11 protein-coding genes are annotated in these 15,313 nt (G+C 74.3%); 8 read left to right on the plus strand and 3 right to left on the minus strand.

Annotated elements, in window-relative coordinates; all coding sequences use genetic code 11:
• The first annotated feature begins 27 nt into the window (after positions 1 to 27).
• The 6 genes from scy (at position 28) to Sdagh_RS13140 (ending at position 9,266) form a co-directional block, all read left to right on the plus strand.
• Positions 28 to 4,131, plus strand: a complete 4,104-nt coding sequence (gene scy / locus Sdagh_RS13115; RefSeq protein ID WP_189414886.1) for a polarized growth protein Scy — start codon at positions 28 to 30, stop codon at positions 4,129 to 4,131.
• A gap of 207 nt (positions 4,132 to 4,338) precedes the next feature.
• Positions 4,339 to 5,274, plus strand: a complete 936-nt coding sequence (locus tag Sdagh_RS13120) for a coiled-coil domain-containing protein (RefSeq protein WP_189414888.1) — start codon at positions 4,339 to 4,341, stop codon at positions 5,272 to 5,274.
• A gap of 83 nt (positions 5,275 to 5,357) precedes the next feature.
• Positions 5,358 to 6,356 (plus strand): ABC transporter ATP-binding protein, encoded by a 999-nt coding sequence (locus Sdagh_RS13125; protein WP_190077669.1) that lies wholly within the window; start codon positions 5,358 to 5,360, stop codon positions 6,354 to 6,356.
• A 2-nt stretch (positions 6,357 to 6,358) separates the two neighbouring features.
• Positions 6,359 to 7,129 (plus strand): ABC transporter permease, encoded by a 771-nt coding sequence (locus tag Sdagh_RS13130; RefSeq protein WP_189414892.1) that lies wholly within the window; start codon positions 6,359 to 6,361, stop codon positions 7,127 to 7,129.
• A gap of 122 nt (positions 7,130 to 7,251) precedes the next feature.
• Positions 7,252 to 8,406, plus strand: a complete 1,155-nt coding sequence (locus tag Sdagh_RS13135; RefSeq protein WP_189414894.1) for an ABC transporter ATP-binding protein — start codon at positions 7,252 to 7,254, stop codon at positions 8,404 to 8,406.
• Positions 8,403 to 9,266: an ABC transporter permease subunit gene (locus Sdagh_RS13140; RefSeq protein WP_189414896.1), complete on the plus strand. Its 864-nt coding sequence runs from the start codon at positions 8,403 to 8,405 to the stop codon at positions 9,264 to 9,266. Before Sdagh_RS13135 ends, Sdagh_RS13140 begins: the two co-directional genes overlap by 4 nt.
• Positions 9,267 to 9,277: 11 nt before the next feature.
• Here the strand turns inward: Sdagh_RS13140 and Sdagh_RS13145 are convergent, their stop codons facing one another.
• The gene (locus Sdagh_RS13145) at positions 9,278 to 9,610 is read right to left on the minus strand and encodes an Rv1322 family protein (protein ID WP_190077670.1); all 333 of its coding nucleotides are present in this window, start codon (positions 9,608 to 9,610) and stop codon (positions 9,278 to 9,280) included.
• 321 nt (positions 9,611 to 9,931) lie between these two features.
• On the opposite strand from Sdagh_RS13145, the gene Sdagh_RS13150 reads away from it, so the two are divergent.
• Positions 9,932 to 10,960: an LLM class flavin-dependent oxidoreductase gene (locus Sdagh_RS13150; protein WP_189414900.1), complete on the plus strand. Its 1,029-nt coding sequence runs from the start codon at positions 9,932 to 9,934 to the stop codon at positions 10,958 to 10,960.
• Between the two features lie 77 nt (positions 10,961 to 11,037).
• Here Sdagh_RS13150 and Sdagh_RS13155 read toward each other — a convergent pair whose 3' ends face one another.
• On the minus strand, positions 11,038 to 11,430 hold the full coding sequence (locus tag Sdagh_RS13155) for an SCO5389 family protein (protein ID WP_190008796.1): 393 nt from the start codon (positions 11,428 to 11,430) through the stop codon (positions 11,038 to 11,040).
• A gap of 291 nt (positions 11,431 to 11,721) precedes the next feature.
• On the opposite strand from Sdagh_RS13155, the gene nucS reads away from it, so the two are divergent.
• A complete protein-coding gene (nucS, locus tag Sdagh_RS13160; RefSeq protein WP_190008794.1) occupies positions 11,722 to 12,393 on the plus strand; it encodes an endonuclease NucS in 672 nt (223 codons plus the stop codon).
• 90 nt (positions 12,394 to 12,483) lie between these two features.
• Here nucS and Sdagh_RS13165 read toward each other — a convergent pair whose 3' ends face one another.
• Complete coding sequence (locus Sdagh_RS13165) at positions 12,484 to 15,111, minus strand: ATP-binding protein (RefSeq protein WP_190077671.1); 2,628 nt, start codon at positions 15,109 to 15,111, stop codon at positions 12,484 to 12,486.
• Positions 15,112 to 15,313: the final 202 nt, after the last annotated feature.

The following is a 15,313-nucleotide window of genomic DNA, read 5'->3' on the forward strand; positions in this document are numbered from 1 at the left end:
CGACCAGGGGACGGATGGGACCGCGCAGTGCGGGGCTACGAGAGCCAGGAGCGAGAGCCGGCGGCTGACGTCGACCACCTCTCTCGGTTCGAGGCCGAGATGAAGCGGCTGAGGACCGAGCGGGAAAAGGCGATCCAGCACGCCGAGGACCTCGGCTACCAGGTCGAGGTGCTGCGCGCCAAGCTGCACGAGGCGCGCCGCACCATCATGTCCCGGCCCGCCTTCGACGGCGGCGATCTCGGGTACCAGGCCGAGCAGTTGCTGCGCCAGGCGCAGGTGCAGGCCGACCAGATCCGGGCCGACGCCGAGCGGGAGCTGAGCCAGGCCCGCGCGCAGACCCAGCGCATCCTCCAGGAGCACGCCGAGCAGGCGGCCCGGCTCCAGGCGGAGCTGCACCAGGAGGCGGTCAACCGGCGCCAGCAGCTCGACCAGGAGCTGGCCGAGCGCCGGCAGACCGTCGAGTCCCACGTCAACGAGAACGTGGCCTGGGCCGAGCAGCTGCGCGCCCGCACCGAGCAGCAGGCCCGCCGGCTCCTCGACGAGTCCCGCGCGGAGGCCGAGCAGTCCCTGGCCGCCGCCCGCGCGGAGGCCGAGCGGCTGACCGCCGAGGCCCGCCAGCGGCTGCGGAGCGAGGCGGAGTCGGCCCGCGCCGAGGCCGAGCAGATCCTGCGCCGCGCCCGCGCCGACGCCGAGCGGCTGCTGAACACGGCCGCGGGGCAGGCCCAGGAGGCCACCGACCACGCCGAGCGGCTGCGCACCTCCACCGCCGGCGAGGCCGAGGAGGCCCGGCGCCGCTCCCAGGAGCTGACCCGCGCCGCCGAGCAGCGCATGTCCGCGGCCGAGGAGGCGCTGCGCAAGGCGCAGGCCGAGGCCGAGAAGCTGGTCGCCGAGGCCAAGGAGAACGCGGCCAAGGCCCTCGCCGGCGCCGAGGCGGCCAACGAGACGCGGACCCGCACGGCCAAGGAGCAGGTCGCCCGGCTGGTCGGCGAGGCCACCAAGGAGGCCGAGGCCACCAGGGCGGAGGCCGAGCAGCTCGTCGAGGACGCCCGCGCCGAGGCCGAGAAACTCGTCGCCGAGGCCGCCGAGAAGGCCCGCACGATCACCGCCGAGGAGACCGCCACCCAGCTCTCCAAGGCCGCCCGCACCGCCGAGGAGGTGCTCAACAAGGCGTCGGAGGAGGCCAAGCGGACCACCAGGGCCGCCGCCGAGGAGGCCGAGCGCATCCGCGGCGAGGCCGAGGCGGAGGCCGACCGGCTGCGCGCCGAGGCGCACGACATCGCCGAGGAGCTCAAGGGCGCCGCCAAGGACGACACCAAGGAGTACCGGGCCAAGACGGTCGAGCTCCAGGAGGAGGCCCGCCGGCTGCGCGGCGAGGCCGAGCAGCTGCGCGCCGACGCGGTCGCCGAGGGCGAGAAGATCCGCGCCGAGGCCCGCCGGGAGGCGGTCGCGCAGATCGAGGAGGCGGCCAAGTCCGCCGAGGAGCTGCTCGCCAAGGCCAAGGCGGACGCCGACGAGCTGCGGCAGGCCGCGACCACCGACAGCGAGAAGGTCCGCACCGAGGCCATCGAGCGGGCCACGGCCCTGCGCCGGCAGGCCGAGGAGACCCTGGAGCGCACCCGCGCCGAGGCCGAGCGGCAGCGCGCGGACGCCGCCGAGGCGGCCGACGCGCTCCGCGCGGACGCCGAGCGCGCCGCCACCGAGCTGCGCGAGGAGACCGAGCGTGCCGTCGAGGCCCGCGCGTCGGAGGCCGCCGAGGAGCTGACCCGGCTCCGGACGGAGGCCGAGGAGCGGCTCGCCTCGGCCGAGCGGGCGCTGGCCGAGGCCCGTGAGGAGGCCGGACGCATCCGGCGCGAGGCCGCCGAGGAGGCCGAGCGGCAGCGCGTCGAGGCCGCCGAGCGCGTCCGCGCCCTCCAGCAGCAGGCCGAGGAGGAGGCCGAGCGGCTGCGCACCGAGGCCGCCGCCGACGCCTCCGCCTCCCGCGCCGAGGGCGAGGCCGTCGCCGTACGCCTGCGCACGGAGGCGGCGAGCGAGGCCGAGCGGCTGAAGTCGGAGGCGCAGGAGAGCGCCGACCGGGTGCGGGCGGAGGCGCAGAGCGCCGCCGAGCGGCTCGCGGCCGAGGCGTCCGAGACGCTGGCCGCCGCGCAGGAGGAGGCGGCCCGGCGCCGCCGCGAGGCGGAGGAGCTGCTCGGTTCGGCCCGCGAGGAGGCCGGCCAGGAGCGCGAGCGGGCCCGCGAGCAGAGCGAGGAGCTGCTGGCCTCGGCGCGCACCCGCGTGGAGGAGGCGCAGGCCGAGGCGGTCCGGCTGGTCGAGGAGGCCGACCGGCGCGCCACCGAGATGGTCTCCGCGGCCGAGCAGCACGCCACGCAGGTGCGCGAGTCGGTGGCCGGGCTGCACGAGCAGGCCCAGGAGGAGATCACCGGGCTGCGCAGCGCCGCCGAGCACGCCGCCGACCGCACCCGGCGCGAGGCCGAGGAGGAGGCGGACCGGGTCCGCTCCGACGCCTACGCCGAGCGGGAGCGGGCCGGCGAGGACGCGACCCGGCTCAGGCGCGAGGCGCAGGAGGAGACGGAGGCCGCCAAGGCGCTCGCCGAGCGGACCGTCTCCGAGGCGATCACCGAGGCCGAGCGCATCCGCTCGGACGTCGCCGAGCACGCCCAGCGGGTGCGTACCGAGGCGTCCGACGCCATCGCCGAGGCCGAGCAGAGCGCGGCGCGCACCCGGGCGGACGCCCGGGAGGACGCCAACCGCATCCGCTCCGACGCCGCCACCCAGGCGGACACCCTGATCACCGAGGCCCGCGCGGAGGCCGAGCGGCTCACCACCGAGACGGCCGCCGAGACCGACCGGCTGCGCGCCGAGACGGTCGCCGAGACCGACCGGATGCGCGCCGCGGCGTCGGAGACGGTCGCCCAGGCCGAGGAGGCCGCGTCACGGGCCCGCGCGGAGGCCCGGGAGGACGCCAACCGCATCCGGTCGGAGGCGGCGACGCAGGCGGACCGCCTGATCACCGAGGCGCGGTCCGAGGCCGAGAAGCTGACGACGGAGACCCTCGCCGACACCGACCGGCTGCGCACGGAGACGGTCGCGGAGGCCGAGCGGGTCCGCACCGAGGCGCTGGCCGAGGCCGACCGGGTCCGGGCCGAGGCCGCCGGGGACGCGGAGCGGCTGCGGGCCGAGGCCGCCGAGACGGTCGGTTCGGCGCGGCAGCACGCGGAGCGCGTCCGCACCGAGGCCCAGCGGGTCAAGGCGGAGGCGGCGGCCGAGGCGGAGCGGCTCACGGCGGCGGCCCGCGAGGAGGCCGAGCACACCCTCGACGAGGCCCGCAAGGACGCCAACAAGCGGCGGTCGGAAGCGGCCGAGCAGGTCGACAAGCTCATCACGGAGACCACGGCCGAGGCCGACAAGCTGCTCACCGAGGCCCAGCAGCAGGCGCAGAAGACCACCGCGGACGCGGAGGCGCAGGCCGACTCCATGGTGGGCGCGGCCCGTTCGGAGGCCGACCGGATCGTCGCCGAGGCGACGGTCGAGGGCAACACCCGGGTGGAGAAGGCCCGTACGGACGCCGACGAGCTGCTGGTCGGGGCCCGCCGGGACGCCACCGCCATCAGGGAGCGCGCGGAGGAGCTGCGCGAGCGGCTCACCGGCGAGATCGAGGAACTCCACGAGCGGGCGCGGCGCGAGGCTGCCGAGACCATGAGGTCGACGGGTGACCGCTGCGACGCGCTGGTCAAGGCCGCCGAGGAGCAGCTCGCCAAGGCGGAGGCGAAGGCCAAGGAGATCGTGTCGGAGGCCAACTCCGAGGCGGGCAAGGTCCGTATCGCCGCGGTGAAGAAGGCCGAGGGGCTGCTGAAGGAGGCCGAGCAGAAGAAGGCCAAGCTGGTGAAGGAGGCCGAGGAGCTGAAGGCCGAGGCGATCCGCGAGGCGCGGCGCACGGTCGAGGAGGGCAAGCGCGAACTGGAGATCCTGGTCCGGCGCCGCGAGGACATCAACGCGGAGATCTCCCGGGTGCAGGACGTGCTGGAGGCGCTGGAGTCCTTCGAGGCACCGGCGGTCGGCGCCAAGGACCCCGGTGTGAAGGCCGGAGCGACGGTGGGCGCCCCTCGTTCGGGTGGCAAGTCGTCAGACGGGTAGCGTGGAGACCGAATTCGGTGTCTCCTGGGACCTTTGGCTACAACCCTCGGCTAGACCCTTGACCAAGACTTTGGCAAGCCGTCGGCGTGTCCGCCACTCAAAAGAGGTGTCATTCTCCAGATCAAACACGCATACGCTCGATGACACACCGCATTGGCCCCTAGGATTCCACCTATCACCTCACCGGTCTCATTCGACAGGAACCCCATGAGCGACACTTCCCCCTACGGCTTCGAGCTTGTGCGGCGTGGGTACGACCGCGCTCAGGTGGACGAACGTATCTCCAAGCTCGTCTCCGACCGTGACAGCGCTCTCGCCCGCATCACCGCTCTGGAAAAGCGCATCGAGGAGCTTCACCTCGAAACCCAGAACGCCCAGGCCCAGGTCAGCGACGCCGAGCCGTCGTACGCGGGGCTCGGCGCGCGGGTCGAGAAGATCCTGCGGCTCGCCGAGGAAGAGGCGAAGGACCTGCGCGAGGAGGCCCGGCGCGCGGCGGAGCAGCACCGTGAGCTGGCCGAGTCGGCCGCCCAGCAGGTGCGCAACGACGCCGAGTCGTACGCGACCGACCGCAAGGCCAAGGCCGAGGACGAGGGCGTCCGGATCGTCGAGAAGGCCAAGAGCGACGCGTCGCAGCTGCGTGCCGAGGCGCAGAAGGACGCGCAGTCCAAGCGGGAGGAGGCGGACGCCCTCTTCGAGGAGACCCGCGCCAAGGCCGCGCAGGCCGCCGCCGACTTCGAGACCAACCTGGCCAAGCGCCGCGAGCAGTCCGAGCGGGACCTGGCCTCGCGTCAGGCCAAGGCCGAGAAGCGCCTCGCGGAGATCGAGCACCGCGCGGAGCAGCTCCGCCTGGAGGCGGAGAAGCTGCGCACGGACGCCGAGCGCCGCGCCCGCCAGACCGTGGAGACGGCGCAGCGCCAGGCCGAGGACATCGTGGCCGACGCCAACGCCAAGGCCGACCGCATCCGTTCGGAATCCGAGCGCGAGCTGGCCGCCCTCACCAACCGCCGCGACTCCATCAACGCGCAGCTCACCAACGTGCGCGAGATGCTGGCGACCCTCACGGGCGCCGCGGTGGCCGCCGCCGGCACGCCGTCGGAGGACGACTCCATCTCCCGCGGGGTGCCCGCCCAGCAGTCCCGCTGACGTCCGTACCCGGGTCGGACCATTGACGTAGCCCTCTGCCACTGGGGTGGCAGAGGGCTACGCCGCGTTCTAGCGTGGGCGGCATGATCGAGCTCTCGGGGCTGACCAAGCGGTACGGCGAGAAAGTGGCGGTGAACGACCTGACCTTCACCGTCCGGCCGGGGATCATCACGGGTTTCCTCGGCCCCAACGGCGCGGGCAAGTCGACGACCATGCGGATGGTGCTGGGGCTCGACCGGCCCACCGCCGGTGACGTCCGCATCGACGGCCGGCACTACCACGAGCTGAAGGACCCGCTGACGTACATCGGCGCGCTGCTGGACGCCAAGGCGGTGCACGGCGGGCGCAGCGCCTACCATCACCTGCTCTGCCTCGCCCAGGCCAACGGCATCCCCGCGCGGCGGGTGCACGAGGTGCTGGACACGGTCGGTCTGACGGCGGTGGCGAAGAAGAAGGCCAAGGGGTTCTCGCTGGGCATGGGGCAGCGGCTCGGCATCGCGGGCGCGCTGCTCGGCGATCCGCGCATCCTGATGTTCGACGAGCCGGTCAACGGACTCGACCCCGAGGGCATCCACTGGATCCGCAATCTGATGAAGACCCTCGCCGCGCAGGGCCGTACCGTCTTCGTCTCCTCCCACCTGATGAGCGAGATGGCGCTGACGGCGGACCACCTGGTCGTCATCGGCCAGGGCAGGCTGCTGGCGGACACCTCGATGGCCCGGTTCATCGCGGAGAACTCGCGTTCCTACGTCCGTGTCCGCACCCCGCAGCGGGAGCGGCTGCTGGACGTGCTGGCCACGGCCGGGATCGCGGTCGCGCCGGGCGGCGGGGAGGCGCTGGAGGTGGACGGCGACAAGGCCGAGGCGATCGGTGAGCTGGCCGCGCGGCACCAGATCACGCTGCACGAGCTGAGCCCCCAGCGGGCCTCGCTGGAGGAGGCGTTCATGCAGCTCACCGCGGAGTCGGTGGAGTACCACGCGCACGACGGGCAGCCGGCCGCCGGACCGCTCCCGCCGCAGGCGCAGGGGCAGGCGCAGGGGCAGGGGCAGCGGCCGTGGGGCAGCGACTGGAGGAAGGGATGAGCATGGCGGCGACGCAGGTGGTCCGGTCCGAGTGGACCAAGATCCGGTCGGTCGCGTCCACCGTGTGGACGCTGGGGCTGGCCGTGGTCGTCACCATCGCCCTCGGCATGCTGATCTCGGCGCTGTCGAAGAGCGAGTTCGACACGATGGACCGGCAGGACCAGCTCACCTTCGATCCGACGTTCACCAGCTTCGCCGGGATGAGCCTCGGCCAGCTCGCGATGATCGTGTTCGGGGTGCTGGTGGTGGCGAACGAGTACAGCAGCGGCATGATCCGCACCTCGCTCGCGGCCGTGCCCCGGCGCGGCACGTTCCTCGCCGGCAAGGTCGCGGTCGCCACCGTGCTGGCCCTGGTGGTGTCGATGGCGACCAGCTTCGCCGCGTTCTTCCTCGGGCAGATGATGCTCGGCGACCTGAAGGCGTCCCTCGGGGACGACGGGGTGCTGCGGGCGGTCATCGGCGGCGGCCTCTACATGACCCTGATCGCGGTGTTCTCGATGGGCGTCGCCGCGATGCTGCGTTCGCCGATGCTGTCCCTGGGCATCCTGATGCCGTTCTTCTTCCTGATCTCCAACATCCTCGGCAGCGTCGACGTGACGAAGAAGGTCGGGCGGTTCCTGCCGGACCAGGCGGGCAGCAAGATCATGGAGGTGGTCCCGCCGCTCGACGACGACACCCCCTACGGGCCGTGGGGCGGCCTCGGCATCATGGTGCTCTGGGTGGTCGCGGCCCTCCTCGGCGGCTACCTGGTGCTCAAGCGGCGGGACGCCTGAGTCCGACCGCGCCGGTGCCGATCCCGTCCGGACGTGAACGGAACCGTCGGCGCGTGGATAAGCTCCTAACCCTTACGGGGGCGTGCGCCCCGCTGTCCTGATCCTTTCGATGGGTGCGGAGCATGATCGAGGCTGTCGGCCTGACCAAGCGCTACGGCGACAAGACCGCTGTGTACGACCTGTCCTTCCAGGTGCGTCCCGGCACTGTCACCGGTTTCCTCGGGCCGAACGGCTCGGGGAAGTCGACGACGATGCGGATGATCCTCGGTCTGGACAACCCCACCAGCGGACAGGTGACCATCGGCGGTTACCCCTACCGCAAGCTGCCCAACGCCCCCCGCCAGGTCGGCGCCCTGCTCGACGCCAAGGCCGTGCACGGCGGCCGGTCCGCCCGCAACCACCTGCTGAGCCTCGCCCAGCTCTCCGGCATCCCGGCCCGCCGGGTGGACGAGGTGCTCGGTGTGGTCGGCCTCCAGGACGTGGCCCGCCGGCGCTCCAAGGGCTTCTCCCTCGGCATGGGCCAGCGGCTCGGCATCGCCGCCGCCCTCCTCGGCGACCCCCAGGTGCTCCTCTTCGACGAGCCGGTCAACGGCCTCGACCCGGAGGGCATCCTCTGGGTGCGCAATCTGATGAAGGCGCTCGCCGCCGAGGGCCGTACGGTCTTCGTCTCCTCGCACCTGATGAGCGAGATGGCGCTCACCGCCGACCACCTCATCGTCATCGGGCGCGGGCAGCTCATGGCCGACATGAGCGTGACGGACTTCATCTCCGCCAACTCCGCCGACTTCGCCCGGGTCCGCACCCCCGACACCGAGCCCCAACTGCGCGAGAAGCTCTCCGCCGCGCTCACCGAGGCGGGCGGCCACGTGCTGCCGGAGCAGGACGGCGCGCTCCGCGTGACCGGGCTGCCGCTCCCCCGCATCAGCGACCTCGCGCACGACACCGGCGTACGGCTGTGGGAGCTGTCACCGCACCAGGCGTCGCTGGAGGAGGCGTACATGCGGATGACGCAGGGCGCCGTCGACTACCGCTCGACCGCCGACCAGAAGGCCGGCCTCCAGCAGCCGCTGCCGCCCGGCGCGCAGCCGCCGGTGCCGGTGCCCGGACAGGGCCAGCCCGGCTGGTACGCCCCGCCGCCGCCCCAGCGGGGCGGGCAGCCCTTCGCCCCGCCCGCGCCGCCCGCCAACCCCTACGCGCAGCCGGCGCCGCCGCCCCCCGCCCCGCAGCAGCCCGCCGCTCCCGCCCCCGCCGAGCCCGAGCCCAAGGACGCCCGATGAGCACGCCCCAGCCCCCGATGCCGCAGGCCGCACCCGACCGGTGGGCGGCGCCCGGTCCGGCGTACGCCGGTTACACCTCCCCGATCCCGGTGGTGCGCACCAACCTGATGCACGCGGTCGCCTCGGAGTGGACGAAGATCCGCTCGGTGCGCTCGACGCTGTGGACGCTCGGCGTCTTCGTGCTGCTGGTGGTAGGCATCGGACTGCTGGTCGGCGGGGTGGTGGCCGGGACCGAGGCCGACCTGTCCGGCTCCAACCCGCTGGAGCTGGGCTTCTTCGGCCTGCTCCTCGGCAGCATGTGCATCATGACGCTGGGCGTGCTGACCACGGCCTCTGAGTACGGCACCGGTCTGATCCGCACCACCATGACCGCCTGCCCCAGCCGCGGCCGGGTGCTGGCCGCCAAGGGCCTGGTGTTCTTCCTGGTGTCGTTCGCGGTGACGCTGGTCTCGGCGACGCTGGTGGCCGTCGCGCAGGTGGCGATGCTGCCGGGCGCCGACGAGCCCAGCGGTGAGGACTGGCTCCGGTCCACCGTGGGCGTCTCGCTGTACATCGCCCTGCTCGGCCTGCTCTCGCTGGCCGTCGGCTCGATCATCCGCCACTCGGCGGGCGCCATCACCATCATGATCGGCCTGCTGCTCGCGCCGCTGGTGATCGCGCTGTTCATGTTCTCGGAGTCGCTGAAGGACGTGCAGGAGTTCCTGCTGGAGTACTCGATCCCGAACCAGCTCAGTGTCTTCTACGCCAACTCCCTGTCGGACTCCGGCCCGTCGGGCTGGGGACCCCTGGGGATCATCCTCGGTGTCACGGCCGTCGTCTTCGGCATCGCCTTCGTGCTGCTCCAGCGCCGGGACGTCTAGGTCGCCGCCGGTCAGAACCGCGGCGCGTTCCGGGACCGCTGCACCCGTGCGGTGCGGCGGTCCTTCGCGTTCCAGCACGCCTTGTGCCAGTGCCGGCGCTCGTCCACGCCCGAGTGGTCCGGCCACGCCACGACGTGCGGGACGCCGTCCGGGATCATCTGGTCGCAGCCCGGGCAGCGGTAGGACTTGCCCTGCGCGCTCGCGCCCGCCACGTGCCGCACGTACCAGTCCTCGCCCCGCCAGTGCTCGGCGGACTGCCAGCCGCCGTAACGCCCCGGCCGGTCGTCCTCGGCGCTGCGGCCGGACGATCCGGCTCCCTTGAGTCGGTTACGACGCGGGGACACAGGACACCTCACGGGTCTATACAGGGGAGTACGGGCCGCGTCCAGCCTACGCGGGCCGGACAGGGGCACGCCTACGGCGCCCGGGACGGCCGCCGATCCGCGCGGGGCACTCCGGGCACCGCACGGGGGGCACCGGGGAGCCCGCGCCGTGCCGCCCGGCGGCCGGCACGGCGGTGGTCTCCGCTCCGTACGGCGGTGAGCGGACGGCCCATTCGGCAGACAATCCGCCAATCTCCTCGTCCGGCCGTGTCCTCGGCACGTGTCACGCGGTTATGCCCTGTGGGGGAGCTCCGTGTCGGAGCCAAGGAAGCAGGAACAGCGATGCGCGTGGGAAGTTTCGTGCTGGCGGCCCAGTTCCCGGGCCAGGGCCAGGGGGAGGCGCTGCACCGGGCGGTCCGTTCGGCGGAGGTCGCCGAGGAGGCGGGGCTGGACGCGGTCTGGCTCGCCGAGCACCACTTCGTGCCGTACGGCACCTGTCCCTCGGCGGTGACGCTGGCCGCCCTGCTGCTGGGCCGCACCCGCCGCCTGAGGGTGGGTACGGCGGTCAGTGTGCTGCCCACCGCCCACCCGGTGGCCCTCGGTGAGCAGGCCGCGCTGCTCCACCTGACCAGCGGCGGCCGGTTCTCGCTGGGCGTGGGCCGCGGCGGGCCCTGGGTCGACCTGGAGGTCTTCGGCGCGGGCCTCGCGGCGTACGAGGAGGGGTTCCCGGACTCCCTGGACCTGCTGCTGCGCTGGCTGCGCGAGCCGGCGGTCGGGGCCGCAGGGGAGCGCTACCGGTTCCGCCAGGTGCCGGTCGTCCCGCGGCCCGCGGAGGCGCTCACGGACGCGGCGGGGCCCGAGGTCGTCGTCGCCTGCACCTCACCGGCGAGTGTGCGCCTCGCCGCCGAGCGGGGGCTGCCGATGCTGCTCGGGATGCACATCGGGGACGAGGAGAAGGCCGCGATGGTCGCCCTGTGGCAGCGGCACGCACGGGCCGCCGGACGCCCGGCCGGGGAGATCCGGGACGCCGGGCACGTCTCGGCCGGGGTCTGCCAGATCGCCGACCGGCGCACCGACGCCACGGAGACGCTGACGAAGGCGATGCCGGGCTGGCTGCGGCAGGGTCTGGGCGCCCATGTCACGGTGGACGGGCGGCCCCGGCGGATGCGCGACCCGCTGGCCTACACCGAGCTGCTCTGCGGACTGCACCCGGTGGGCACCCCCCGGCTCTGCGCCGACCGGCTCACCGCGACCAGTGAGCGCACGGGCGTGACCCGCTTCGCACTGCTCACGGAGGGCTCCGGCGACCTCGCGGCCACCGAGGAGAACGTGCGGCGGCTCGGCACCGAGGTCCTCCCCCAGCTGCGCTGACCGGCCCCGGGAAGCTTGCCGCCCCGGCACAACCCGCACCTCCCGCGTACGGAGCGGCAAGCCGATGCTCATCGGCGTCAGCAGTCGCGCAGTTCGGGCGACTGGTTCAGCAACTGGTTGCGCACCGAGGTGAAACGGGCCAGCGTGTCGTCGACCGAGGGGTCCGTCGGGAAGACCGCCACCCGGTGGCAGTTCTGGAAGGCCAGCCGTACCCCGAAGTGCCGTTGCAGGGCGCCGCGTATCGCGTCACTCGCGAGCACACGCAGCAGCTGGCCGCGTGCCTGCTCGTCCGGCGGAGGCGTCTGGTTGTCGGCGAAGTCTCCGCCGTCGACCTTCAGCTGGGCCACCAGGGAGCTGATCATCTCCCACGCGTACGGCAGGGAGGTCCGGACGCAGTCGACGAAGTCCGCTTCGTCGACCTCGCCTCGCTCGGCCTGTTCGAGTAGGGCCGGTGAGACGTCGAGCGACATGAGTACTCCTCTCGCACCCCCGGGCAGCAGGGGTTGCCGGACAGTAAAGGGAGATCACGATGTCGGACACGCTGCGTGCACATCCCGCGACCTCCCGTTGAATACCGTAAGCACCCCGGCGGGGCGGCACCAGGAGAATGCCCGGATGCGCGGTTCGGCGTGGGCACACAATCGGCCAGTGCGCACACCGGTGCTTATGGGACAGGTGGGACGACTCGCGCCGGTCGCGCGCGGTGCCGTCGCGGGGTGCGAATCGCGCCGGGGCGGGCGCGTCGAGTAGCGTTGCCGACCATGCGTCTCGTCATTGCCCGCTGCTCCGTGGACTACGCCGGGCGGCTCACCGCGCACCTGCCCTCGGCTCCCCGCCTGATCCTGGTCAAGGCGGACGGCAGCGTCTCCATCCACGCCGACGACCGGGCCTACAAACCCCTGAACTGGATGTCGCCGCCGTGCACCCTGAAGGAGGGCACGGGCGACGAGGCGGGCGTCTGGACCGTCGTCAACAAGGCGGGTGAGAAGCTCATCATCACGATGGAGGAGATCCTCCACGACTCCTCGCACGAGCTGGGCGTGGACCCGGGCCTGATCAAGGACGGCGTGGAAGCGCACCTCCAGGAGCTGCTCGCCGACCGCATCGAGACCCTCGGAGCGGGTTACACCCTGATCCGCCGCGAGTACCCCACGGCCATCGGCCCGGTGGACATCCTCTGCCGGGACGCCGAGGGGAAGACGGTCGCCGTGGAGATCAAGCGGCGCGGCGAGATCGACGGCGTCGAGCAGCTCACCCGGTACCTCGAACTGCTGAACCGCGATCCCCGTCTCGCGCCGGTGCGCGGGGTGTTCGCCGCGCAGGAGATCAAGCCGCAGGCCCGGGTGCTGGCCACCGACCGCGGCATCGGCTGCCAGGTGCTGGACTACGACGCGCTGCGCGGCATCGAGGACGACAAGCTGCGGCTGTTCTGAGCACGCGGTCCGCGCGGACCGCGCGGATCACACGGACGACCGGGGAGGGCGGGGGTTTCCCCGCCCTCCCCGGTCGTTCCGCGTCCGGCCTCAGATGATCTGCGGCGATCCCGTGCCGGTGCCGCTCGCGCTGCTCCGCGGGGCGCCCGCCGAGCCGCTGGTGGTGGCGCTGGTGGTGGTCGTGGGGCCGCTGGCCGAGTCGGAGGTCTCGGGGGTGGTCTCCGGGGGCGGCTCGGACGTCTCCGGGGGCACGGATGTCTCCGGTGATTCCGAGGCCGACGGCTCGGTGGGGTCCGGCGAGGTGGGGGACGACGGCCCGGACGGCTTCGGGGAGGACGGCGGCCTGGAAGACGTCGGCGGGCGCGTCGTCGACGGGTCGTCCGAGTCCTCCGGGTCACCGGGGTCGCGGCTGCCGCTCGGCTCGTCCGAAGGCGTCCCGGAGGCCGAGGGCGTCGGATCGTCCGAGGTCCCCGGGGTGCCGTCCGGGCCGGGGTCGGTGGTGTCGGCGCCGGCGGGCTCCCCGGCGCCGCCCGCGCCGCCGTCCTCGGGGCGGTCGGCGCCCAGGCCGCCGTCGTCGACGCCCTGGCTCGCGGACGGGTTGACGCCGACCTGGTCGGCGGGGGTCTCGCCCTCGCCGTCGGAGGTGGCGCCGAGGGTGACGACCGTGCCGAGCACCGCGACCAGCAGCGCGCCCGCGCCGGCCGCGACCAGGTTGCGCCGGGCGAAGCCCGTGAGGCCGCCGCGCGCCTTGCGGGACGGGCCCGTCACCGGACGGCCCGCGGCCGGGCCGCGGTGGGTGACCAGGGTCGGCGGCTGCGGGGCCGGCTGGAGCGGCGGGAAGGGCTCGGGCACCCCGGCGGGCGGTGCCGCCGACTCCTCGTGCCGGACGTCGGGCACCTCCTCCCCCGCCGTCGTCCCGGACACGGCCACCGCCGCGGCCGGGGTCCCGCCCCCGATCGCGCCGAGGCCCGGGGTGTCCCCTGCCCGGTCGGCGACCAGGGCGAGGGCCCGGCGGCCGGCGACGGTGCCGCGCTTGTCGGCGGCGGCGCCGCGCAGCCCGATGGACGCCTCCAGCTCGGCGCGGGCCCGGTCGAGCTGGTCCTCGCAGAGCGCGAGCACGCCCAGCTCGTGGTGGAAGTAGGCCTGTTCGGCGACGTCCCCGGCGAGCCGGCCGGCCTCGCTGCCGGAGCGCAGCGCCCGCTCCCAGGCGCCCCAGTGCAGCCCGGCGGCGAACGCGGGCGCCGCCGCGCGGGCCAGCCGTACGGCGGGGTCGCCCGGGTCCGGGTCCTCGTCGCCGTCGGCGGCCGGGCCGGGCGGTGCCGCGGCCGGCGCGAGCACGGTCAGGGCGGCCAGGATCGCGTCGGCCTCGGCGCAGACGCGCTCGGGGGTGACCGAGGGGTGCCCGGCCCACCAGGCGTAGTGCCGGGCAGCCTCCAGGACCCGGCCGGCGGCGGCCTCGCCGTACCCGGCGGCCTCCAGCTGGGTCAGGACGCCGGCGGCGAGCCGGTAGCGGGAGCCGACCGGGGAGACCAGGCCGCAGGCGGCCAGCTCGCCGAGGGCGGCGTCCGCGTGGGTGTCGCCGGCCAGTGCGGGCAGGTGCGCCTGGTGCGGCACCTCGCCGCCGAGGGCGACGGCGAACTCCAGGGCGGCGCGGGCGGAGCTGCTCAGCCGGGAGGCGAGCAGCGGCGCGGGCGCGGCGGCCTCCCCGAGCGACGGCAGCGGTACGTCGTCGACGGCGGCGGTGTCGTGCGGTGTGCCGTCCTCGGACGGGGCGTCGGTGAAGACGCCGTGCTCGTCGACGGCGTCGGCGCCGGCCCGCAGCCGGTCGCGGCGGCGCAGCAGGGCGCCGGCCTGGACGAAGCGCAGCGGCAGGCCCTCGGACTCGAACCAGAGGTCGCCGGCCCAGTTGGCCTCTTCCTCGGTGAGGGGCCGGCCGGCGGCGCGCTCCAGCAGGGCGACGCCGTCGGCGCGGTCGAGTCCGGTGAGGAAGACCTCCTCGACGGCGGCGTCGGGGGACGGGGCCGGGACGTCCGGGGTGGCGGCGATCAGGAAGGCGCACTCGGGGGTCGCGGCCAGCAGGTCGTCCAGCGCGGCGCCGCCGAACCCGGCGTCGTCCAGGATGACGACGGCGCCGATCTCCCGGACGTGGGCGAGGAGTTCCTCGCGCGCCGGGCGGTGCCGGGGTGCCCGGTGGACGGCGTGGAAGAGGTCGTGGAGGAGGTCGTCGGCCGTGCGGTGGAAGCCGTTGAGGCGGACGACGCCGTCGGGGGCGAGGTCGGCGCAGTCCTCGGCGACACGGTCGAGGAGGCTGGTGCGGCCGGAGCCGCCGGGGCCGGTGAGGCGGACGCTGCGGCCGCGGGCGAGGAGGCGCACGAGGCGTTCCCGTTCGTCCTGGCGGGCCAGGAGCGGCAGCGCGGGCAGCGCCGGTCCCGGCGGGACGGGCGGCCGGGCGGCGCGCTCGGTCTCGGCGCGTTCGGCGGCGGTCAGCTTCTCCGGGCGGGCGGGCCGCTCTCCCGGCGGGCAGACCTCGATCTCGCTGCCGTCGACCGGGTTGACGGTGAGCAGGAAGTCGCCGGCGACGAGCTGGGCCGTGCGGGCCGGCGTGGCCGTCGGCTGTCCGTAGTCGGAGGTGAGGGGGTCCCGGGACGGGCGTGGGCGCGGCGCGCTGCCGTCGCCGTCATGGCCGTACTCCCGAGGTCCCCGGTTGTTCGGGTCCATAGGTTCCAAGCCCCCCAAAAGCGTCGTGTGCTTCGGTCACCGGTCGGGACCACCCTCCCGGCCTTGCCGCACACCGCGCTGTCGCTTCTGGTCCGGGCCCGCCAGTGGGTCTGAGGACAGCGGGCAGCCAGACCCTAAACCGTAGCCCAGTATCTCCGACAGTCCGGGGTGCCGGGCCGCCCGAGACGTCACAGTCTCGTGA

It is taken from the genome of Streptomyces daghestanicus (assembly GCF_020521275.1).
In the GTDB taxonomy this organism is placed as follows: domain Bacteria; phylum Actinomycetota; class Actinomycetes; order Streptomycetales; family Streptomycetaceae; genus Streptomyces; species Streptomyces griseoviridis.